Origin of the sequence: Lactiplantibacillus sp. C232 (genome assembly GCF_023806725.1) — a bacterium.
Classification (GTDB): Bacteria; Bacillota; Bacilli; order Lactobacillales; family Lactobacillaceae; genus Lactiplantibacillus; species Lactiplantibacillus plantarum.
Genome location: NZ_JAMSKZ010000001.1, coordinates 62,886 through 81,840 on the forward strand (window position 1 = coordinate 62,886; position 18,955 = coordinate 81,840).

Below are 18,955 nucleotides of genomic sequence, written 5' to 3' on the forward strand. Positions count from 1 at the left end.
GTGTTAAAGACCTTTGTTGTGGAAGACGATCCTGAACAATTAGCAACCTTAAAGCAAATCATTAAGAATCATATTATGATTAATGATTTTGATATGGAACTGACCTTAGCAACCGGACAAGCACAAACGTTGTTGGACTATGTCGAGACCAATTCCGATCTTGAGGGACTCTACTTTTTAGATATTGAATATCCTGGGCAAGACTTAAATGGCCTAGCACTGGCGACTCGAATTCGCGAGGCGGATGTTAATGCGCGGATTGTCTTCGTGTCGACCCATTCTGAAATGGCCTTTTTGACCTTTGAACGACGAATCGAACCACTGGACTTTATTGTGAAAGATTTGGGTCAAGAAACGGTCAAAGCCAAAGTGGAGACAGATATTCGGGTTGCTTATGAACGTTATACCAAGCAAGCAGTCACCAGCAAGGCCATGTTTTCTTACTCTAAGGGTGGTCAGCTCTTCAATGTTCCATTAGATCAGGTGTTATTTATCGAGACTGGAGCAGTTCGTAATAAGCTGGTTCTCCATTTAACAGATCGAATTGTTCAATACAATGGTAAGATTAGTGATGAAACCGTGGCCCACCCAGAGTTATTCCGGGTTCATAAGAGTTTCTTGGTGAACCCGCAAATGCTAGTACGAATTGATAAGCAACATCAGCTTGGCTACTTTGAAAATGGCGAGTCGGTCGATATTGCGATTCGTAAAATGCATGATTTAATCGCATTAATCAAGCGTTCCGAACTGGCAGTCACGTTTAGCTAGCTTCGCTTAAGACTCTAATGTAACAAAATCGTTAATCAAAAGTGAATTTTTATGACGTTGGTGCAGGCTATTATGAGCTTTGCACCTTTTTTGGCTTTTTAGATTAATTTGCATGTATGCTTAGACTATTAAATGCCAGCTGTGGGAGCTGGTCTGGAGGTGGCGTCATGAAGCAGTTCTGGTCACTAATCTTAATGATTTTGGCCGGTTGTTTGTTAATATTTGGTTCGGAATACAGCTTGCAAGGTGATTATCATCGACGAATTCATCGGCTCACTGTGTCAAAGGTGGTTTACCATCAAAATGCTACCTCTGCAACAATCAGTGGCCGTACCAAGCACGGTGTCATTGTCACCTTAAAGAGTGGGAAACATGTCCGTCAGGTTATTTCGAATAAGCAGAGTGGTCAATTCTATGTTAAAATGCCAGTTCATAAGCGGATTACAATTAAAGTCGTGGGGCTAAAAGCCAAAGTACTAACAGTACCAACCGGGACAAAGAGTTAGATGGGTGAGCGGGCAAGTTGCCGGCTCTTTTTTGATGGTTAATGACTAGGACAGCGTGCCATATAAAAGCTACGGTGAACTACTCGAATTTATTTAGTTGTTAGTCGCGTTACGGGGTTGCTAAAAAATCATTAAGCTTCTAGTTTTGCGCTAGGCGTATTGTTGATTTTAGCGTACAGTAACAATGACAAGAAAAGGAGTCGTGGCTGTATGTTAGTGGTTGGCATTATTTTGGTGATTGGAATCATCGGGACACTGGTTTTACGATTTCAATTTCACTTTCGCCTCGCGATGGGCACCATTACCGAGACGGCGTTTGCCTGCTCATTGTTGAATATCGGGGTATTTTTGTTGTTTATTTTATTGGGTCAGTTAACGGGACCAATCCTGCTATCAGAATGGGCCTACTTGCCGATTTATCGGTTGTTACAAGGAGGTTTGATTCCCGTTATTGGCATTGGCTTGGCAATTCTGGGAATGGTGCGTGAGAAAGGCCTGATGAATTGGTGGCTATTACATTTTAATGTGCTATTTTTGATTTTTGACGTGTTATTAGTCTGGCAGGGGAGTTATAAAAGTTAGGGTGGCCAGTGCCGTGACGAAGTTGTGCGTGAAGGTCGTCAATGCAGTAACATGATGGTAATTGCTAGGCTATTGATCACAAAGTGGAGCGCAATGGCCGCGCGAATTTTACGGGTCAGCCGATAAACAATAGCTAGCACGAGTCCCATGGTGACGTATATGAGGAAGCTCGGTAAGGTTGAACTACTATGGAGGCTACCGAAAACAATCCCGCTGAGCCCGACCTTGAGCCATTCTTGTTGAAAGAAAAGGTTAGTCAGAACGCCACGAAAAACTAACTCTTCAACAATTGGAGTCAAAAAAACGGCGCTCAACGCCATAAGCCAAAGCGACAGAGGACTGCCGGCCATTAAATTTTTAATGGCGGCGTTGTTTTGTGTTTGATTCTGGTGATACAGAAGCTGGTTTATAAATTGAAAGCCGCCCTCAAAAATTAAGATGGTGAGATAGGCCATTCCAATAATTTGCCAGTCATGGTATTGTAAGTTTTCTGATTGATAGTTGCCGGTATAGTGCCGCATTAGGGCGGTTGCCGCCAGTGCTAGGATCACAAAAATTAACAGATAGACACCTGCCAAGGTGATCTGCCAGGCTGTGAGCTGATGCTGGCGATATAATTGGTTAATTAATTTAAGTAACATTGGTGGGATCACGACCCCAACAATTAGGCCAGCAGTGAGCAACACGCGTCCGAGCCACCCCAAGCCGCGGTCAATAATTTCCATCGGACTTCACCTCCCATGGTTGATTTTACCGCAGTGTTCAGGTTTCGACACGGATTTGCAAATCTGAGAAAGGCATCGATGCCAGGCACAAGCGGATGATATTAATCTGGTTGAATGCTAAAAATATAATAATTGTAGAAATAATGGTTGATGCTCTATAAAAATAAAGAATAAAAAAGCATAATTCGGACAAATCTTCACACTTTCTTCACAATTATGTAATAGTATATACTTGTACCTAATAGTTATACACTTGTTCATTTTACTCCCCCAAAGTGGATGGACGAGCAAGTACAATCCCCCATATTGTACTTAAACCTAACTCTTTGGCCCTACTGCTACTAAGTGGTAGAGTCATTTTTTTGTTGCACGTCCCCAAAGTCACCGAATACAGTACCTGCAAAAAATCGTCCCTTAATACATACTTAAATTATTTTTAGCGGTCTAAACTATCAAATTCAACTGGGTTTTATCATTTGATTTATTTTTTGCGGAATTAATGTGGCTGCAAACACCCATAATTATTTGATTGGTGCTAGCTAACGATTGTTCATATTAGCCTTGAACGGGCTAGTCTCAAAACAAAGTGACGCTAGTGTCAAAAATCAATTGGTTTAATCGCAACAAAAAAGGCCGAGGTTAGAAAAACCTCGACCTAGTTAAGCAGTCAGTTAGAATGCTTCACCAGAATAGTCGACCTTTTTAGGATCGGCATTTTTGATGTGTTCGGAAGCAAAGTTAACCGTTTCGCGAATCTGGTTATAGGTTGCTTCATCTAAACCAAGTAAATCCATGCAAGAATTAACGTGGGCAAAAATCTCTGGTTTAGCATCGATGGCTTTTTGCGACAACGAGATGTTGACTTGGCGTTCATCGTCCGTATCGCGCTTGCGTTCGACCCAGCCTTGGGTTTGCATCCGTTTCAATAACGGGGTCAGAGTCCCGCTATCAAGGTTAACGTGTGAACCAAGTTCCCGGACCGTCATCGGACTCTTTTCCCAGAGTGCCAATAAAGTGATGTACTGCGGATAAGTCAGCTTGAAAGGTGCTAAAGCTTCGGAATAAAAATGATTATATCGTTTGCTGGCGGTGTAGAGCGCAAAACAGAGCTGTTCGTCGAGCAAAATGTTTTTTGTTGGGGTTGCCATCAAACCGCCTCCTTTACTATCTATTTTAGTACATTGTACGCAATTAATTCGCCAAATGCAATTAATATTGCGCAAATACATTGTTTTCGAACGATTTATTTATAAAAGCGGGTTAATTAATTGACCTGTTGGCGTTGTTGGGACTTAATGCATGTCAGGAATAACTGGGCCATGGCCTGCTGATTGATGGCAAGTTGATGGTTGTCCGTGAACGCATAAAGTGGAATTTGTGCTGGCAATGTTTTGGCCGCGTGATCATCAACTGGAATCAGGCAGGCGACTTTTGTTTTGTCGTGTACAAATTCATGAGCGTCACGTGGGGCGGCCTTAATCGTCAGTGATGCCAATACGTGATAACCGGTCGGCATCATGTGTTGCGCGTGTTTGACATGCACCCCGTGTAGTCGGGAACGTAACTGGAACCCAGACGTGGTGGTCAACTGTAACGCTTGCTTTAATTCCAATAAATAAGTTTGTTGATTATCAATATTTTTCAACCGGATCTTGAAGTGTCCGAATGGAATGGCGCGATCCTGATGTTGGATGGCTAAGGCGTGTTGTTCGACCCGCATTTTATCCTTAACGGGCTCAAAGGTATATTGTTGTAAAAGTTGTGTTGCTGTTTTCAAACTATCACTCCCTACGATTAATTTAGTCCTTTAAAAACTTGTGGTCAAATAATTGGTTACGTTTGCGAGTGACGTCGTTTTCAAGTAAAATTAAAGTGATAGGGGGTTGGAAAAATGTTTATGACAACTGGTGATTTACAGCGCTCCCATATGATTAAGGGCGTCGTCTCCGTCACAAAACACCTGATGTTTGAATCTGATGGTGTTGATCAGTTTGAACGGTTTGACGATTTAATCGAGCAAGTCAAGCCACTACTGCTACAAAAGGCAGAGGATCAAGGTGGCGACGGGTTAATTTATGTGAACTTCAATACTGAAGTCGCTCAGATGAGTGTTGCACCACGGTTTTTGATCGTAACCGGCTATGGGACGGTCGTCAAGCTCGTTGATGAATCAGTCTGATACTTAGGATCTGAATTTTCAGGTCCTTTTTTGATAGCAAACAAGTGATAGAAAGGAAGGTTTGATGACCAGTTATTCATTTCCACATGGCGCCATTGACGTATACGACGCTACCCAAAACAATTTAAAGCACGTTAGTCTTCGCGTTCCTAAATATGCAACCACGGTGTTCGTGGGCTTGTCAGGTTCCGGTAAGTCGTCACTCGTTTTTGATACGATTGCAGCGGCGTCACGGCGCGAACTGAATGAAACGTTTCCCAGTTTTACGCAACAATATTTACCGAAGTATGGTCAACCACACGTCGGGCATATCGAGCACTTGCCCGTTGCGATTGTGATTGCTCAACAACGCCTCGGCAAGAATGCGCGTTCAACCTTGGCAACCTATACTGGGATTTATTCGTTACTGCGGCTCTTGTTTTCACGGGTTGGGGAACCGTTTATCGGGTATTCGGACAGTTTTTCGTTTAACTTACCCCAAGGCATGTGCCCAACCTGCCAAGGTTTAGGTTATGTTGACGATATTGATGAGCAACAATTGATTGATCCTGAGAAATCATTAAATGAGGGGGCCATCACGTTTGTGAGTTTTGCACCGGATACGTGGCGTTGGCGCCGTTATGCGACGAGTGGTTTGTTTGACAATGGTAAACCCATCAAGGATTATAGTGCTGCGGAATACGATTTACTAATGCACGCACCGCAACAGAAATTAGCCCATCCTGGAGAAGGTTTTCCTAGAACGGCCCTGTATGAAGGCGTTGTTCCGCGGATCAAGCGCTCGATTATTGGTAAGAAGGAAGCCGAACACCATCGCGATGCGATTGCGGCGATCGTCACGCGCAAACCGTGCCCAACGTGTGATGGCACACGACTCAAACCGGTCGTGTTGACCAATCATATTAACGGGGTCAACATTGCTCAGGTGACGGCGATGGATTTAAAGCATGTTCTGACATTTTTACAAGCGATTGATGCGCCGTTAGCCCAAGATATTGTGCGGGAGCTGACGACCAAGATCCAATCGTTGGTCGATATTGGTCTGGGCTATCTGACATTGGATCGTGGGACCAGTTCTTTATCTGGTGGTGAAGCGCAACGGATTAAGATTGCCAAATACTTGACCAGCGCCTTAGTAGATATGGTCTACATTTTGGACGAGCCAAGCGTTGGGCTGCACCCACATGATATTCAGTTAATCAAGCAAGCGTTAACAAAGCTGAAGGATAAGGGTAACACAATTCTGATTGTTGAACACAATCCAGCCATGTTTACGTTAGCTGACTATGTTGTCGAGATGGGGCCTGCAGCTGGTCGCACTGGTGGAAACGTGACCTTTACTGGGACTTATGACGAGTTACTGGCTTCTGATACGTTGACGGGCCGGTGGTTGCGACAACCGCATAAATGGGGTCAAGAACGACCAGTCCAAGCCCACTTGGCATTACACCATATTAATGAAAATAACCTGCACGATGTCAGTGTCGACGTGCCCCTCGGTGTGATGACGGTCGTCTCGGGGGTGGCCGGTTCAGGGAAGAGTTCGCTGGTTACCGCGCTAAAACGGCAATTAAAGACGGCTTATATTGATTTAGCCCAGACACCAGTGGGCCTGAATATTCGCTCAACACCGGCGACTTACTTAGGAGTGCTCGACCAAATCCGACAACTATTCGCGAAAGCCAATGGCGTGGCAACTAGTTGGTTCAGCTATAATGGTAAGGGTGCTTGTCCGCGGTGTAAGGGTAAAGGCGTGACCATCACGAATATGGCCTTTATGGATCCCGTTGTGCAGACATGTGAATTGTGTCATGGGCAGCGGTATAATGAAACGGCGCTCAGCTATGCTTACCAGGGTAAGACGATTGCCGACGTGCTCCAGATGTCAGTCACAGCGGCGTTAGCTTTTTTTGCCACGATGGACAAAGTGGCTCAGCCATTGAAGAATTTAGACCGGGTCGGTTTGGGTTACCTAACATTGGCGCAACCGCTCACCACTTTGTCGGGTGGTGAACTGCAACGGTTGAAGCTGGCGGTTGAGCTAGGCAAGCAGGGAACGGTGTACTTGTTAGATGAACCGACTGCCGGTCTGCATTTGCAAGACACACAACGCTTATTAAAATTATTCGATGCCTTAGTGGCCGCTGGTAACTCGTTGATTATTATCGAACATAATCTGGCGGTAATTAGCCAGGCCGATTGGTTGATCGATGTGGGGCCGGATGCTGGTCAGTATGGCGGTCGAATTCAGTATAGCGGAACCCCACGAGCAGCAGTTGACGTGCCCACTTCACGCACTGGAGCCGCTTTGAAGGCTTGGCTGACGGCGTGATTAGAAAAATTTGATTAAATAAAAAAGCACGTGCAATTGCACGTGCTTTTTTAGAAGGGCGGTAGGTGGGAATCGAACCCACGCGTGCCGGAGCCACAATCCGGTGCGTTAACCACTTCGCCACTACCGCCATCACGTTAACTTTTCGTCAACATATCTAGTATACACTAAAATCGTGGGTTGCATAGGACTTTTTGTGGATTTTCAGAAATTAATCGCCTCAGTTTCTGAAGTGTTGGTGAAGGTTCTACTGTGACCAACAATTACTTAACCGTTAGTAAAAGGCCATAGTTCCCCTAACAATGGGAGCTACGGCCCGTTTGCCGTGGTTAGTGTGTCTAACGGATAGGTGAGGTGGACCAGCACTTATCGGTTGAGCAAAATTATTATGAATTCATCCTTATTGAAGAAATGCGTAAAAATCTTTGCAAAGGCACTACTTTGTTAAAATTCACAAAATAAAAGAGCCCAGTAAATAAGTGTTTACCGTGGCTCTTTTATTGCTCATAGACTAATTATGCCCCAGGCAGACATAGACAATGCTGTTATAATAGCGTTTTTAAGACATCAGCGACAAGCAAAGACAAATTTAAAAAAACGCGTTTTTTTATACTTGCTATTTATGCAATTAAATGAATGTTTATTATCAAAAATGAATACTGGATTTTGCTTCGTTTTCAGTCTGTGGGCGATTAAAAAGTTTGTCTAAAGAGCCGGAAATTTTTTCATCCGAGCGTGCTTTATACTCATCAATTAGGTATGCGTATATTCGGGACGTGGTGCCAATATCAGAATGACCAAGACGTTTCGATATAATGTATAGGTCAATGTTCTGAGAGAGCAGGAACGCAACGTGAGAGTGCCGCAGACTATGAAAGTGGAATCCTTTTCGTGTGATGCCCAATGCTTTTAAGTCAGAGCGTAGAACTTTATTAACGCCGTTAGAAGTTGGAATGTCATGGGCAACGTTCTCAAATACCATTTCTCGGTTATTTACCTTAAGTGCTTTCAGACTATCTAAAAATTGTTTATTAACACGGATGGTTCTATTTGAACTTTCAGTTTTGGTTGGCTTGAATCCACCACCTTCAACATAGTTCCATGATTTATTTATCGAGATAGTATTGAACGTAAAATTAATGTCTTTCCAAGTTAGTGCCATGATTTCTCCTAACCGTGCCCCGGTAAAGATGGCAGTCATGATCATGTATTGTGACGTGTAACGAGGATTGAGGTGATTCTGTACATAAGCTGTTAGTTGCTTAATCTCAGCTAGACTTAGGTAATCAATCTTAAGACTACGATTTTTGTCGTAAGTGATAATTACGTTGTAAGTGAAGTCAGTTTCAACATCTTTTTCGAAAACAGCATTGCCAACGCAAGCTTTAATTAGATTATGCAGTTTCTTCACTGAATCTTTCGCATGATTTTTGCCATATTGGTTAATGAATTTTTGGTAATCCTTACGAGTAATATCTGCAATACGTGCATGAGAAAAGTAATTTTCTATTTCAGTATGAACTAATTCATATCTACGAGTCGTGATATAGGCGAGATTAGGCTTGCGGTACGTCTCATACCACGAATAGAAGTACTTAGAGAACTCAATAGATGGCTTCTTTTCTAGTTCACCAGAAAATTTACTAACTTCGAATGAGTTAGCAAATTCCTCTGCGTCTCGCTTACGGGAGAATGTTTTTCGTTTACTTAGGTAGTTACCCGCGTGATCTCTATACGAAATTCTTACTAGGTAACCTTTTTTCACACGTTTAATTTGTGACATAATAAATTCCTCCTTGTGATATACTAGAAGGGCAAAAGGGTGCAACAGCCCTGTTAGTATTTATTCAAGTTAAGCACATCCATCTTCTTGGCGGGAGGGGATGTGCTTTTTTGCTCCTTACAGGTCGTTATTAGCGAATGTATCTCTTAAAAGAACTAATGCCAACAAAGCAATCCACATTAAAGGAGAATGAAAATGATAGTAGAAAACAGCAAATATAATTCCAATAACTCCTACGATCATTATCAGCCACGAGAGTAGGCTTGAAGTGTAATGTTTCTGATCAAGTGAAGGATTACTTTTAATAGCTGGTTTATATAGAGTAAAATGGGCTATTAATGAAAATATAAAGATAACTGGCAATATCCATAGTGAATCTGCAAATATTGATTTTGGATATGTTTCCTCCAATGCCAGCACTATGAAAAATGGGTAAAAGTCAATATTATTCACAAGAGCATATTTCCAATTGAAATTCATCGATCTAACCATCTCCAATAATTGTTAAGTTTTATATTCAAAAATTTAAATGCGAGCGGCAGGAGTCGAACCTGCGTGATGCTTGTTGAAAGCAGGAAACCTTGTATGACTTTTGCTGTTCTACCGTTGAACTACGCTCGCATGTTGCCCGCTAGGCTGGTAGTGGGCGAGCTAATATGATTAGCTTTAACCTTCATGAAGCTAATCAGCTTACCGAATGTACGTTCGGATGATGTGTTAAATGAAGCCCCTCATAGGGGACCTGTTAGTGAATAAGCTTAATCATAAATCCAACAATTGTACATGTAGCCGCTGCTACAGATATTACAGTAGTTATTAGCCAAACTTTTTGCTGAGAAAATTTAGTGTTTACAGATTCAAACTTAGTATCTATATGTGCCATCATTAAATCTATTTTATTATCAATATTATCAATTTTATTAGTTAGTCGTAATTCGCTATTTTTAAGTTCGGGATGTGTTACATATTTGTCCATTTCATTACCTCCGTTATAATTGTTGTTTCCACTATTATGGCTATTTTTTGAGGGATAGTCAATTGGGCTGTATGGAGATTGAAAATCAACAATTTTAGTTGATTTTGTTGTGTTAGTCATTGTTGGCCACCTATCTTTGGAGAAATCGAGAAGTACGTTTTGCTCGTATCAAGCACTTGATTATTTAGTGAAAGATTTATTATTGCACAATAATTGTAAGCCTCATTTAAATTGCTTTTTAGAATAAGGGTGGACTCAATTATGCTATTAACTGAAAATACAAATTTACTTGATTTTACAATTTCATTAGAAACCTTCATTTCATTAACCGCTGTTTGAGTAGAAATAAATAAACTGCGTTTAGTTTTGACCAGTGGTTCATTACGTTCATTAAAGATTTGGGTTTCCAGTGTGTAATTGCGATCTACTTTTATATTGAAAAAGCCAGCTTGAAAATAGATTGGGATCCTCATCTGTTTTCCAATTTGAAAGACGGAAGTTGGGCCGTAGGAATCTTCACTTAATTTAGGAAATAAATATTGAATTTTTTCAGTAATCAAATTAGAGCACTTCCTTCTAGATGTTTTTAGCTATCCGTATTTGGTCAACGCGAGCGGCAGGAGTCGAACCTGCATAGTAGTCCAAGAAAGAATGGGCTTCAAGACTTGGAATATTGTTCTACCGTTGAACTACGCTCGCATGTTGCCCGCTAGGCTGGTAGTGGGCGAGAGTGCTACTTTCGTTTGTGGATCCAGTAAACTAACATGACGACTAGCGCTATGAAGCAAATGATGCCAATTACAACGTTTAGGTCGAACACGTGTGTGCTGTACGTTCCTACATACAATTCCATAGATTTTACCCCGATTAAAATATATTTATACTAGTTCTACTTAGCATGTTTATATCCGGCTAAGCCGATAAAATATAATATCGCGATTGGCACCCAAATCACCATAACAATTGCTTGTGAAGGAATCCAGGTTGCCAGGATAAATAGCACGGCCAATATTGGTAAAAAAATGTGGCCTAGTGCTCCTAATATCTTCCATAGTGCTAGAAAGATGACTATCATTATTAGTAGTCCCATTTACGAAACCTCCGTCATTGAATGTTATTATCAAATAATTGGATATTGAAACCATACTCTTTCTTTCCAGACTTAATTCTAAGGTTTTTGGTAAAATCTGTTTCGTTTTCCTCTTGCTGCATTTCCTTTTCAACGTCCCAATCTTCGTCAAAATCGAATTCTTCTTCTTTTTCCTCAGCAATTTTATATTTACCACCAGTTAGTGTGTAGTTTATTTTTAGCGCGATGCTTCCATTATTTTGTTTCGTCATTATTTCACTTATATCTTTAGTGTTTCCGGCAGGAACATGTCCTAACATATATTCACCATCGTCAAGCGTAGCAATGACTTTGATTGCATTTTTATCATATTTATTATTTGGGTCTGTTCTAAATTCTATCGCGCTTATCAATCCTACAAGGTCTGTTTCATACACTTCTTCGTAAGGTGAGAATTCTTTGATGTCTGCAGCGGTATATCCATCGTAAGGGTCAAACAAATCATTTTTACGTGCGTAAGAGACCATTTTTGCTAGGTCATAGTGGGTGGTACCACGTACTTTAAAATGAAATATTTCTTGTCGTGAAGCTTTATCGGTGGCCTCTTTTCTCTTTTTAGCCAGTTCTTCAAGATGACGTTTTTGGTCTAGTTCTTGTTGGAGGCGCTTCTTATTAGCTTCTTCATTCTCTCTACGAGAATCTGACAAAGACTTTTCACCAATAGATGATAAATAAGTATCACCAACAGAATTATCCATATGAAAAGCTACGTCCGCCGCAGAGGAAAGATTTTCGATTAATATTTCTGGTTCAGAGTTTGAAAGACAATTTTTGCATACTTTTTCTCCAGTATCGACGGTAAAATACTTTGCAAAGAAGCCAATCTTATTTTTACAAATCACACATTTTGGCATATTATTTTCCTCCAAATTCCCCAGCTTTTACCGACATCCGTATCTGGTCTATAAGTTAACTTCTAGTTACTAACATTAGTGCGGAAGGCGTTAACGACATCATCTTCTAATCGTTTGGGTATACCAAAATTTTCCATAAACGGCATGACACTATTGTCAGCATACGTATCAACTTCGCTTAAATAAATTGGAATAAGTATTTTCAATGCTTCTAAATTAGCCATGCGCTCGTATTTAGATTTATTGCTAAAACTAGAAAAATATAATATTCCTTCATCATGGTTGATAACGTGGCCTAATTCGTGTGCCATTTGAAAGGCGATTTCAGACGGATTGTGCCATTTTAGGTTAATTAGAACGATGTTATTTTCCGGTTTGGCTGACGACGGAGTGTATGCATCTAGTTTGTCTGTTAAGATGCAAGATATCCCATGATCCCAAGCATACTGCATTAAACGCTTGATGTAGATATTCAAATATTATCAGTCCTTCCCACCGTTTAAGATGCGTTTGATGTACTCCATATCTTCAGGAGGAATAGGCTTACCCTGATAGGTCATAATATAGTCGTCATCTGTAATATCAACTTGTTTGGGCTTCATTGAAGTAGAATTGTCATCTGTTTTGCCTAATAAGTAATCAACAGAAACATTTAAAACATCGGCTACGGAAGCCAAAGCTTTAGGGCTTGGATTACGTTTTTTCCACTGATACATATAATTTGCGCTTATCCCGGCTTTACGTTCAACCTCAGCAATTGAATATCCACGTTCTTTCGAAATTCTTTTTATCCTGTCAAACAGCGTCATGGTAGAGTTCCTCCAATGATTGGCAAGATAATTCTATAACATGTATAAAAAATAGTTGTAAAAATCTAAAACATGTTGTAGAATTATCTTTGTTAAGAAATATTGTTAACAAATTAGCAAAACTAAAAGAGCTTATTAATCATCTTGGCGGGCGATAAATAAGAGCTTTGTAGCTATTTCGTTATGTCTATATATTAAGACATGTTATAGACTTTTGCAATATCTTTCTTAATAAATATTAAAAGGAGGCAAAATGATGTTTATTCGTATGGAAACAAACAATAAAGCAGAGGCGATTAAATCGTGGCTGGCAAATCATCGTCAGTTAGAAAGTCAAGGGACTATCGCTGATCATTTCAAAAAATCAATCACTTTTGTAAATCTTGCATTGAATAAAAAGATAACGACAAACGGTGCAGAGCGATTAGTTAATGAAGTTTATGACTACCTTGTTAAAAAATACAAAATCTAAGGAGGACTAGATATGAACCAAGTTGCACCATTTAATTTTGAAGGCAATCAACATTAATCGCAGAAAGAAAGGAATGATTCACATGCAAGAAGTACAACAAGTTAAATTTAACGGAGATCTAATTTTAACCACTGAACAGCTAGCTGAGTTCTATGGAACAACTTCTAATCGAATTAAGCAAAATTTCAATAATAATCGAGACAAATTTATTGAAGGTAAACATTACTTCAAACTGGATGGCGAACGTCTAGCAAGCTTTAAATTGCAAGTCGCAAATTTCGACCTACAAATTAGCCCTATGACTCGTTCACTTTATCTTTGGGCTAAACGTGGTGCTAGCCGGCATTCAAAAATGCTTGGAACTGATCAAGCTTGGGACATGTTTGATGAGCTGGAAGAAAACTACTTTAACCCGAAACAGTTTGCGCTACCAACATCCCCACGAGAGATTGCCAGATTGGCACTGCAAGCCAATGAGGAGACTAACCAACGCCTAGATAGTGTAGAGGGCGATGTGAAAGACCTCAAAGAGAACCAAGTTATTCCTAATCCTGAATACAGCGCACTTAACCGGCGTGTTAATCAGCGCGTGTCGGAAGTCGCACATAGCTATGGTCATATCACACAGAAACAACGAGGTGAGCTGTTCAAGGATATTGGCAGTGGAATCAAGAAGATTGCTAACGTGAGCGCTCGGTCAATGCTACGCAAGAAGGACTACCAGATGGTAATGGACTTCATCAACGATTGGGAGCCATCTACAGCAACTAAGACGATTATTCGGCAGACGTCACTTCGATTAGGAAAGGAGCCAGCATAGGAGGATTAACAATATGACAAAAACACTAAAGCAACTAGTACACGTATTATGGGCAATCGAAAAAGACCTCCATGTTATCGCAAGTAACACGGAAGCCTTCAGAATGCGATATGTGGGGTGCGATGATCCAGGTCCAAAAGGCCCTTTAGGGCACCCCAACGTATCAAAGAAACAGGGCAACGATACGTTTAAATGATTTTTTATGTTTGAACGATTGGTATACAAGGTTGTTCAGATTTTCCATGAAGGTGAAGTTATCTGAAATAGTTCTAAGTAGAAACATTTCTGACCAAATTTCTGGATCATCATTGATGATCGGCATAATTTGATTAGCTAAAAAGTTGAAATGTGGACGATCTTCATGATTTTCCCGGAAATAAGTCAAAATTTGAGAATCTTCATTTTGTAAATCTTTAAAGTTGAATGAATTGATGTGAAGCGTTCGTTGAAATGCGTAGTTTTTGAAAATGTCAGAAGACAATGGATAAAAATTGCTCTTAGATAACCAGTTTAGCCAGTATCTTGAGGAACATTCACAGATGACTTCTTCAAACCACTCATCACGCATAGGCGGCCATTTCGAATCAACTAAGTAATGGCACAGCTCGTGAGCATATTGGAAAGCATATTGTCCCCAGTAGCATCCTGGAGAAGCATCTAAGATGATTGCATTTTCTCCGGCAACTTTTAGCGGATTCTTAGAAGAAGGAACGTTTGTTATTTTACCGATGGGCATATCAGTAATGTGAAATTTGTTATTGATGTTTACAGTTAATAAATCTAACAACTTGCATACTGATTCATGATAGTAAATATCGGCATCGGTTTTATCCAAGAAGGTTACGTTCCAATGAGATTCAGGAAGTACGTATGTGTTTCTCATATTTATCACCTCGATTAATTGGAATAAGTCAAGTATACAACTAAGCCAGCATAGAAAGATTAGCAATATGAAATTAGAAAGGAGACTCTATTATGCAAGCACTAAAAGTGGCAGCAGTTCCGATGCACGTTAAAAACATGGACCAATATGTATTAGTTGATACAGATGCGTATAACAAGCTACTGGATCAGACTACACATGGGCGTACATGGATAATGGACGATTTACGTATCTGGTGTGGAAACAAATCGATTAAATGGATTAAAGAAAATATTATTGAAAATCCAAAATACAGCCGACAGATTGGCAGAATGGAGCAACAAGGTCAAATAATTCACAAAGGACGCGGTAGCGCCTGGAAGTTTAAGGCTAGCGTGATGGCTGAATTTTTGGAATCTCATTGGGAGGAATTTCCATGGTAGAAGTAGCGGTATTAACCTGGGCGCTAACAACCGTGTGGTACAAGCGCCGAGAGATTAGAAACTGGTTTGGAATTTAAGGAGGAAGCAATATGTATGAAGAAGACATCGAACACGCGTTAAGAGCACGTAAGTATAACGCAATTCGTACAGATGAACGTGAGCTGATTAATGCTATCACTTACGATACAGACGGAATCATTAAGCGGCACCCGTGCTTTGGCTATTCAGAAGAATTTATTGGCGAATTGCAAGAACACGATATTAATGTTTGCGATCCAGATGAAGAAAACGACGATGGATGGACATTTACGTTGCCACCAATGTATCGGGAGGAATAACCATGAAAGTTCATGTAGGTGACCGGGTGAGTTTCAAAGCTGAATATAGTTGTGGTCAGCTGATAAGAGAAGCCGGCGTTGGCAGAGTAGTTGAAATCAAGTCAATTCCGTTCACGTTGCGTACAAAAAAAGATGTAGCTGTAGTTGAACAAAATGGACAGCAATTTGAAATCATTACTAATGGTATTCAAGTGCTCAAGTAGGAGGAATGATCATGCAAAAAGTATCAATTTTACCACTCCACGAGTGGAAACGAGCGCAAAAAAGCCATCGCTAGTAACGGCTAACGATGGACTAATGGAAGAGATGCTTAACACTAATATCTACTCTATTCCAAAGCAGTCTCGTTTGCAAGCTAAAAGACAAAAATACTCCCTACTGGAGTGGATTACAAGAGTAGGGAGCAAGAAAACAATTCAAGGTGTGCGTATATGCTAACGCTAACTCGAAATGTTTGCAAGTGCTAAGAAAGCGAGGACGGTAGTTATGGATAATCCATTACCTTACAAAAAACAACAGGATTGTATTTTTCAGGGTATTACACGGATTGGATCAATTGATCCACAAGAATTAACTCCAGAATGGATGCTAATTCAAAATAATATGGCAATGGCGTTTTGCTTGAATGCATGGATGTTTAATAGGGGGCTGAAATAAATGGTGGACTTACTATCTGAATGCCAATCGTTTGAAATGAAACTTAACCGTGTAGAAAAAAAGTTATCTGCGGCCACAAGCGCTGCTGACTTTGCCTACAGGGCGGTACAGACACGTCAAAAAATTGTTTCGTTTGACGACCTAGACGATGAGGAAAAGATTGCACTGTTTAACGAATATGACTGGTTGTTATTAGAACTAGAAGGTTACTTAGGTGGATTGCAACAGCAATTTGAAGATGCGGATGAAGGCTTGTCTGGCGGAAAATTTTTGCTGGAGACTTTAAAAGATAATTCGGTGATATAAATTAGGCAGAGGTGATCGTGTGGAACTGCTACCGACTAAGTTAATTGAAAAAGATGGCGAGTGGTATCAGGTTCAGAAGCTCACCCATAAGCCTAACCTTGACCATGTTGAGACGGTAAGTGGTTCTGCTGACGAATACTACACGTACTCTGAATTAGCTGACACACGTAAAGCTAGGCCGCAACAACGACGCTTGTTCTTCGCGTTGCTTAGTGACATCTATACGTGGTCAGGCATGCCGACAGACTTCTTGAAAAACTTGTTTTATTTGCAGTATGAGTCATATACGTTTGGCAAGCAGATTAGCCTGTCAGACACCACGGAATCGTCTGTGAGCGATGCTAACCAGTTGTTAGACCTAGTCATCGACTTCATGTTTGAGTGGCACGTGCCGTTCAAGGAAGGCTATAAGCTATTGCCGCGTGAGCAAGAATATTATCTGTTTCAATGTTGCCGTCATCGAGTTTGCATGATCTGTGGTAATCGTGCTGATATCCATCATGTAGACGTTATCGGAGCCGACTTGAACAGAACACACGTTGACCACACCAAACGGCACGTTATGGCATTGTGTCGAGTCCATCACAGCAAGATTGAGCAAATTGGATCCGTGGCATTTAGTGCAAAATACCACGTCCCGGTAGATGGCATAAAACTAGATAAAGAAACGTTAAAACGAATTGGCTTGAAAGGTAAATACAGCAGTGACTAATACACCGGGTGGGTGGAATGCCTACTAGTAAATAAGGGAGGATTAAAAGATGGCACAAAGGAGAATGTTTAGCAACCGTATAACCGATAGCGCTAAATTTTTAAAGATGCCGTTGAGCAGTCAGGCACTCTATTTTCATTTGGGGTTGCATGCGGATGATGATGGTGTTGTAGAAGCGTTCTCGGTTATGCGGCAAACTGGTGCAGTTGAGGACGATTTGCGAATACTAGTAGCTAAGAATTTTGTAAATGTTTTAAACGATGATCTAGTTGCCTATATCACGGATTGGAACGAAAATAATCGAATTCGAGCGGATAGAAAAGTGGATTCGATATATAAAGACTTGTTATTAGAAATCATGCCAAACCTAGAATTAATTGAGCCCAAGCCGCGTGCTGACACGGGTAAAGTTACTGGACGTCCAATGGACAACCAATGGACGGACAATGGACCGCATAGGTTAGGTAAGGTTAGGTTAGGTAAGGTTAGTAAAGGTAAGGTAAATAAAGATAGTCACCATTTGGCAAAGCCAAATTATGACCCGTCTTCTCAGCCATACAAAATTGCTAGTCATTTGTTGACCAGAATTAAACAACGGCAGCCTGACTTTAAAGAACCAAACTTACAAAAATGGGCTAATGATATTCGATTGGCACACGAACGTGATCATCGTGATTATGAAAAATTAGATTGGCTGGTAGATTGGTCACAGGACAATTCATTCTGGCAAGCAAACATTTTATCGGCAGGGAAGCTACGCAAGCAGTATGACACGCTCATGGGTCAGGCTGAACGGGATCGCCCGACTAATGTTGCGCCACAAACACGAGAGGACTGGTTTGGCTAATGGAAAATGTAACGAAGTTATTCAATCAAGCCACGATTCAGAAAGTAGTAGCGGCTAGAGGCATTGATACAACTAAGTTGCCAACCAAAGAAGAATTGGATCATCAAACAATTGATCGGGCGAATGCTGGCGTAATTGCTAACCGAAAACGGTATTACTATCGCATGTCAGTCTGGTCTGGAGGCGTGCCACTACGATTTAGCTTTAATGATTGGCAGGTTGATAAACAGCCTAATCAAGCCAAAGCTAGAGAACTTGGTAATCAGGCATTTAAGTTAGCTAGGCAATTAGAGACTAACCAGTTCAACGTAGCGCTTGCAGGTGGACCCGGCGTTGGTAAAACATCATTAGCGTTAGCAATCATGTATCAGCTAATGAATGCAGGACAGACAGCAATGTTTGTCTCAACAGCTGAGTTGCTACGGCTAGTTAATGAAAAGTATGAAGCACCGGATGTACGTCAACGTTTACTATACATTCTAAAAGATATGCAAAACGTTGATGTTCTAATTTTAGACGACTTTGGTACTGAAGGCGGTAAGCCAACTGAAAAAGGGTTCTACAAGCCAGTACACAAAGATTTGCAGACGCTGATGTATCAAGTGGCGAATGCGCGTTGCGATTTTGATCATAACGAAGTTAAACATATAACCATCATTACGACTAACAACACACGTAAGCAATTAGAAAGTATGTATGATGGCAAAACAATCGATCGCTTATATACCAAGGATACTAGCTGTCAATTGCTGTTTGACAACATGGAAGGAGTCAGAAGTGTATGAGTTGTGAATTATGTCATGGTAGTAAAGCTGTTCAGCAACCACTTGAAAGTTATGGTTTCACGTTTGCCCC

Annotated in this window: 26 protein-coding genes and 3 tRNA genes; 15 read left to right on the top strand and 14 right to left on the bottom strand. The window is 40.8% G+C overall.

The features are described from left to right. The 3 genes from MZO41_RS16955 (at window position 1) to MZO41_RS00305 (ending at window position 1,856) form a co-directional block, all read left to right on the top strand. The gene (locus MZO41_RS16955) at window positions 1-768 is read left to right on the top strand and encodes a LytR/AlgR family response regulator transcription factor (protein ID WP_003645252.1); all 768 of its coding nucleotides are present in this window, start codon (window positions 1-3) and stop codon (window positions 766-768) included. 167 nt (window positions 769-935) lie between these two features. Beyond that, entirely contained in the window at window positions 936-1,274 is a 339-nt protein-coding gene (locus MZO41_RS00300; protein ID WP_003644251.1) for a membrane protein, read from the top strand. 210 nt (window positions 1,275-1,484) lie between these two features. After that, complete coding sequence (locus MZO41_RS00305) at window positions 1,485-1,856, top strand: hypothetical protein (protein ID WP_003643152.1); 372 nt, start codon at window positions 1,485-1,487, stop codon at window positions 1,854-1,856. A gap of 38 nt (window positions 1,857-1,894) precedes the next feature. Here the strand turns inward: MZO41_RS00305 and MZO41_RS00310 are convergent, their stop codons facing one another. The 3 genes from MZO41_RS00310 to MZO41_RS00320 all read right to left on the bottom strand — a co-directional run bounded on the left by MZO41_RS00310 (window position 1,895) and on the right by MZO41_RS00320 (window position 4,358). Continuing rightward, on the bottom strand, window positions 1,895-2,581 hold the full coding sequence (locus MZO41_RS00310) for a CPBP family intramembrane glutamic endopeptidase (RefSeq protein ID WP_003645251.1): 687 nt from the start codon (window positions 2,579-2,581) through the stop codon (window positions 1,895-1,897). A 671-nt stretch (window positions 2,582-3,252) separates the two neighbouring features. After that, complete coding sequence (locus MZO41_RS00315) at window positions 3,253-3,729, bottom strand: MarR family winged helix-turn-helix transcriptional regulator (protein WP_003643149.1); 477 nt, start codon at window positions 3,727-3,729, stop codon at window positions 3,253-3,255. A gap of 116 nt (window positions 3,730-3,845) precedes the next feature. After that, on the bottom strand, window positions 3,846-4,358 hold the full coding sequence (locus MZO41_RS00320) for a hypothetical protein (protein ID WP_013355446.1): 513 nt from the start codon (window positions 4,356-4,358) through the stop codon (window positions 3,846-3,848). A gap of 114 nt (window positions 4,359-4,472) precedes the next feature. On the opposite strand from MZO41_RS00320, the gene MZO41_RS00325 reads away from it, so the two are divergent. Both MZO41_RS00325 and MZO41_RS00330 read left to right on the top strand, forming a co-directional pair. Further along, complete coding sequence (locus tag MZO41_RS00325; protein WP_003643147.1) at window positions 4,473-4,760, top strand: hypothetical protein; 288 nt, start codon at window positions 4,473-4,475, stop codon at window positions 4,758-4,760. A gap of 64 nt (window positions 4,761-4,824) precedes the next feature. After that, window positions 4,825-7,092: an ATP-binding cassette domain-containing protein gene (locus MZO41_RS00330; protein ID WP_022638033.1), complete on the top strand. Its 2,268-nt coding sequence runs from the start codon at window positions 4,825-4,827 to the stop codon at window positions 7,090-7,092. A gap of 57 nt (window positions 7,093-7,149) precedes the next feature. Here MZO41_RS00330 and MZO41_RS00335 read toward each other — a convergent pair. From MZO41_RS00335 to MZO41_RS00380, 10 genes are all read right to left on the bottom strand, one after another. After that, window positions 7,150-7,222: transfer RNA gene (locus tag MZO41_RS00335), tRNA-His, on the bottom strand. A 516-nt stretch (window positions 7,223-7,738) separates the two neighbouring features. Further along, the gene (locus MZO41_RS00340; RefSeq protein ID WP_062688388.1) at window positions 7,739-8,875 is read right to left on the bottom strand and encodes a site-specific integrase; all 1,137 of its coding nucleotides are present in this window, start codon (window positions 8,873-8,875) and stop codon (window positions 7,739-7,741) included. 530 nt (window positions 8,876-9,405) lie between these two features. After that, window positions 9,406-9,496, bottom strand: a tRNA-OTHER gene (locus tag MZO41_RS00345). A 124-nt stretch (window positions 9,497-9,620) separates the two neighbouring features. After that, window positions 9,621-9,971 carry a hypothetical protein gene (locus MZO41_RS00350; protein ID WP_062688390.1) on the bottom strand — a complete coding sequence of 117 codons (351 nt, stop codon included), beginning with the start codon at window positions 9,969-9,971 and terminating at the stop codon, window positions 9,621-9,623. Next, window positions 9,968-10,411, bottom strand: coding sequence for a hypothetical protein (locus tag MZO41_RS00355; protein ID WP_062688392.1), 444 nt, complete (start codon window positions 10,409-10,411; stop codon window positions 9,968-9,970). The genes MZO41_RS00350 and MZO41_RS00355 overlap by 4 nt, the downstream gene beginning before the upstream one ends. 48 nt (window positions 10,412-10,459) lie before the next feature. Then, a tRNA-OTHER gene (locus MZO41_RS00360) sits at window positions 10,460-10,550 on the bottom strand. 190 nt (window positions 10,551-10,740) lie between these two features. Next, window positions 10,741-10,941 carry a hypothetical protein gene (locus MZO41_RS00365; RefSeq protein ID WP_021336772.1) on the bottom strand — a complete coding sequence of 67 codons (201 nt, stop codon included), beginning with the start codon at window positions 10,939-10,941 and terminating at the stop codon, window positions 10,741-10,743. 14 nt (window positions 10,942-10,955) lie between these two features. Continuing rightward, on the bottom strand, window positions 10,956-11,834 hold the full coding sequence (locus MZO41_RS00370) for an HIRAN domain-containing protein (RefSeq protein WP_016511000.1): 879 nt from the start codon (window positions 11,832-11,834) through the stop codon (window positions 10,956-10,958). 62 nt (window positions 11,835-11,896) lie between these two features. Next, window positions 11,897-12,286: an ImmA/IrrE family metallo-endopeptidase gene (locus tag MZO41_RS00375; RefSeq protein ID WP_003641360.1), complete on the bottom strand. Its 390-nt coding sequence runs from the start codon at window positions 12,284-12,286 to the stop codon at window positions 11,897-11,899. Between the two features lie 30 nt (window positions 12,287-12,316). Beyond that, window positions 12,317-12,643: a helix-turn-helix domain-containing protein gene (locus tag MZO41_RS00380; protein ID WP_062689671.1), complete on the bottom strand. Its 327-nt coding sequence runs from the start codon at window positions 12,641-12,643 to the stop codon at window positions 12,317-12,319. 256 nt (window positions 12,644-12,899) lie between these two features. Here MZO41_RS00380 and MZO41_RS00385 point away from each other — a divergent pair, with 256 nt between their 5' ends. Together MZO41_RS00385 and MZO41_RS00390 are read left to right on the top strand one after the other, a co-directional pair. Then, on the top strand, window positions 12,900-13,115 hold the full coding sequence (locus MZO41_RS00385) for a hypothetical protein (protein WP_003644552.1): 216 nt from the start codon (window positions 12,900-12,902) through the stop codon (window positions 13,113-13,115). An 82-nt stretch (window positions 13,116-13,197) separates the two neighbouring features. Continuing rightward, window positions 13,198-13,935, top strand: a complete 738-nt coding sequence (locus MZO41_RS00390; RefSeq protein WP_063486293.1) for an ORF6N domain-containing protein — start codon at window positions 13,198-13,200, stop codon at window positions 13,933-13,935. A gap of 163 nt (window positions 13,936-14,098) precedes the next feature. Here the strand turns inward: MZO41_RS00390 and MZO41_RS00395 are convergent, their stop codons facing one another. After that, window positions 14,099-14,818: a hypothetical protein gene (locus MZO41_RS00395; RefSeq protein ID WP_062689665.1), complete on the bottom strand. Its 720-nt coding sequence runs from the start codon at window positions 14,816-14,818 to the stop codon at window positions 14,099-14,101. A 92-nt stretch (window positions 14,819-14,910) separates the two neighbouring features. Between MZO41_RS00395 and MZO41_RS00400 the strand changes: the two genes are divergently transcribed. The 8 genes from MZO41_RS00400 (at window position 14,911) to MZO41_RS00435 (ending at window position 18,885) form a co-directional block, all read left to right on the top strand. Next, the gene (locus MZO41_RS00400) at window positions 14,911-15,240 is read left to right on the top strand and encodes a DUF771 domain-containing protein (protein ID WP_062689663.1); all 330 of its coding nucleotides are present in this window, start codon (window positions 14,911-14,913) and stop codon (window positions 15,238-15,240) included. An 89-nt stretch (window positions 15,241-15,329) separates the two neighbouring features. After that, entirely contained in the window at window positions 15,330-15,578 is a 249-nt protein-coding gene (locus MZO41_RS00405; protein WP_062689660.1) for a hypothetical protein, read from the top strand. A gap of 2 nt (window positions 15,579-15,580) precedes the next feature. After that, the gene (locus MZO41_RS00410) at window positions 15,581-15,781 is read left to right on the top strand and encodes a hypothetical protein (protein WP_062689658.1); all 201 of its coding nucleotides are present in this window, start codon (window positions 15,581-15,583) and stop codon (window positions 15,779-15,781) included. 283 nt (window positions 15,782-16,064) lie between these two features. Further along, window positions 16,065-16,235 carry a hypothetical protein gene (locus MZO41_RS00415; protein ID WP_172794814.1) on the top strand — a complete coding sequence of 57 codons (171 nt, stop codon included), beginning with the start codon at window positions 16,065-16,067 and terminating at the stop codon, window positions 16,233-16,235. After that, a complete protein-coding gene (locus MZO41_RS00420) occupies window positions 16,236-16,541 on the top strand; it encodes a hypothetical protein (RefSeq protein ID WP_063486285.1) in 306 nt (101 codons plus the stop codon). It begins immediately after the preceding gene. A 19-nt stretch (window positions 16,542-16,560) separates the two neighbouring features. Next, window positions 16,561-17,253 carry a putative HNHc nuclease gene (locus tag MZO41_RS00425; protein ID WP_062689657.1) on the top strand — a complete coding sequence of 231 codons (693 nt, stop codon included), beginning with the start codon at window positions 16,561-16,563 and terminating at the stop codon, window positions 17,251-17,253. A 49-nt stretch (window positions 17,254-17,302) separates the two neighbouring features. After that, on the top strand, window positions 17,303-18,100 hold the full coding sequence (locus MZO41_RS00430; protein WP_046947735.1) for a phage replication protein O: 798 nt from the start codon (window positions 17,303-17,305) through the stop codon (window positions 18,098-18,100). After that, window positions 18,100-18,885, top strand: a complete 786-nt coding sequence (locus tag MZO41_RS00435; RefSeq protein ID WP_062689654.1) for an ATP-binding protein — start codon at window positions 18,100-18,102, stop codon at window positions 18,883-18,885. The genes MZO41_RS00430 and MZO41_RS00435 overlap by 1 nt, the downstream gene beginning before the upstream one ends. Window positions 18,886-18,955 lie beyond the last annotated feature (70 nt).

Bases quoted from the DNA above. Each gene is read 5' to 3' on its own strand.
- MZO41_RS00300 (WP_003644251.1), top strand. From the start codon at position 936: ATGAAGCAGTTCTGGTCACTAATCTTAATGATTTTGGCCGGTTGTTTG.
- MZO41_RS00305 (WP_003643152.1), top strand. From the start codon at position 1,485: ATGTTAGTGGTTGGCATTATTTTGGTGATTGGAATCATCGGGACACTG.
- MZO41_RS00310 (WP_003645251.1), bottom strand. From the start codon at position 2,581: ATGGAAATTATTGACCGCGGCTTGGGGTGGCTCGGACGCGTGTTGCTC.
- MZO41_RS00315 (WP_003643149.1), bottom strand. From the start codon at position 3,729: ATGGCAACCCCAACAAAAAACATTTTGCTCGACGAACAGCTCTGTTTT.
- MZO41_RS00325 (WP_003643147.1), top strand. From the start codon at position 4,473: ATGTTTATGACAACTGGTGATTTACAGCGCTCCCATATGATTAAGGGC.
- MZO41_RS00330 (WP_022638033.1), top strand. From the start codon at position 4,825: ATGACCAGTTATTCATTTCCACATGGCGCCATTGACGTATACGACGCT.
- MZO41_RS00340 (WP_062688388.1), bottom strand. From the start codon at position 8,875: ATGTCACAAATTAAACGTGTGAAAAAAGGTTACCTAGTAAGAATTTCG.
- MZO41_RS00350 (WP_062688390.1), bottom strand. From the start codon at position 9,971: ATGACTAACACAACAAAATCAACTAAAATTGTTGATTTTCAATCTCCA.
- MZO41_RS00365 (WP_021336772.1), bottom strand. From the start codon at position 10,941: ATGGGACTACTAATAATGATAGTCATCTTTCTAGCACTATGGAAGATA.
- MZO41_RS00370 (WP_016511000.1), bottom strand. From the start codon at position 11,834: ATGCCAAAATGTGTGATTTGTAAAAATAAGATTGGCTTCTTTGCAAAG.
- MZO41_RS00375 (WP_003641360.1), bottom strand. From the start codon at position 12,286: ATGCAGTATGCTTGGGATCATGGGATATCTTGCATCTTAACAGACAAA.
- MZO41_RS00380 (WP_062689671.1), bottom strand. From the start codon at position 12,643: ATGACGCTGTTTGACAGGATAAAAAGAATTTCGAAAGAACGTGGATAT.
- MZO41_RS00385 (WP_003644552.1), top strand. From the start codon at position 12,900: ATGTTTATTCGTATGGAAACAAACAATAAAGCAGAGGCGATTAAATCG.
- MZO41_RS00390 (WP_063486293.1), top strand. From the start codon at position 13,198: ATGCAAGAAGTACAACAAGTTAAATTTAACGGAGATCTAATTTTAACC.
- MZO41_RS00395 (WP_062689665.1), bottom strand. From the start codon at position 14,818: ATGAGAAACACATACGTACTTCCTGAATCTCATTGGAACGTAACCTTC.
- MZO41_RS00400 (WP_062689663.1), top strand. From the start codon at position 14,911: ATGCAAGCACTAAAAGTGGCAGCAGTTCCGATGCACGTTAAAAACATG.
- MZO41_RS00405 (WP_062689660.1), top strand. From the start codon at position 15,330: ATGTATGAAGAAGACATCGAACACGCGTTAAGAGCACGTAAGTATAAC.
- MZO41_RS00410 (WP_062689658.1), top strand. From the start codon at position 15,581: ATGAAAGTTCATGTAGGTGACCGGGTGAGTTTCAAAGCTGAATATAGT.
- MZO41_RS00415 (WP_172794814.1), top strand. From the start codon at position 16,065: ATGGATAATCCATTACCTTACAAAAAACAACAGGATTGTATTTTTCAG.
- MZO41_RS00420 (WP_063486285.1), top strand. From the start codon at position 16,236: ATGGTGGACTTACTATCTGAATGCCAATCGTTTGAAATGAAACTTAAC.
- MZO41_RS00430 (WP_046947735.1), top strand. From the start codon at position 17,303: ATGGCACAAAGGAGAATGTTTAGCAACCGTATAACCGATAGCGCTAAA.
- MZO41_RS00435 (WP_062689654.1), top strand. From the start codon at position 18,100: ATGGAAAATGTAACGAAGTTATTCAATCAAGCCACGATTCAGAAAGTA.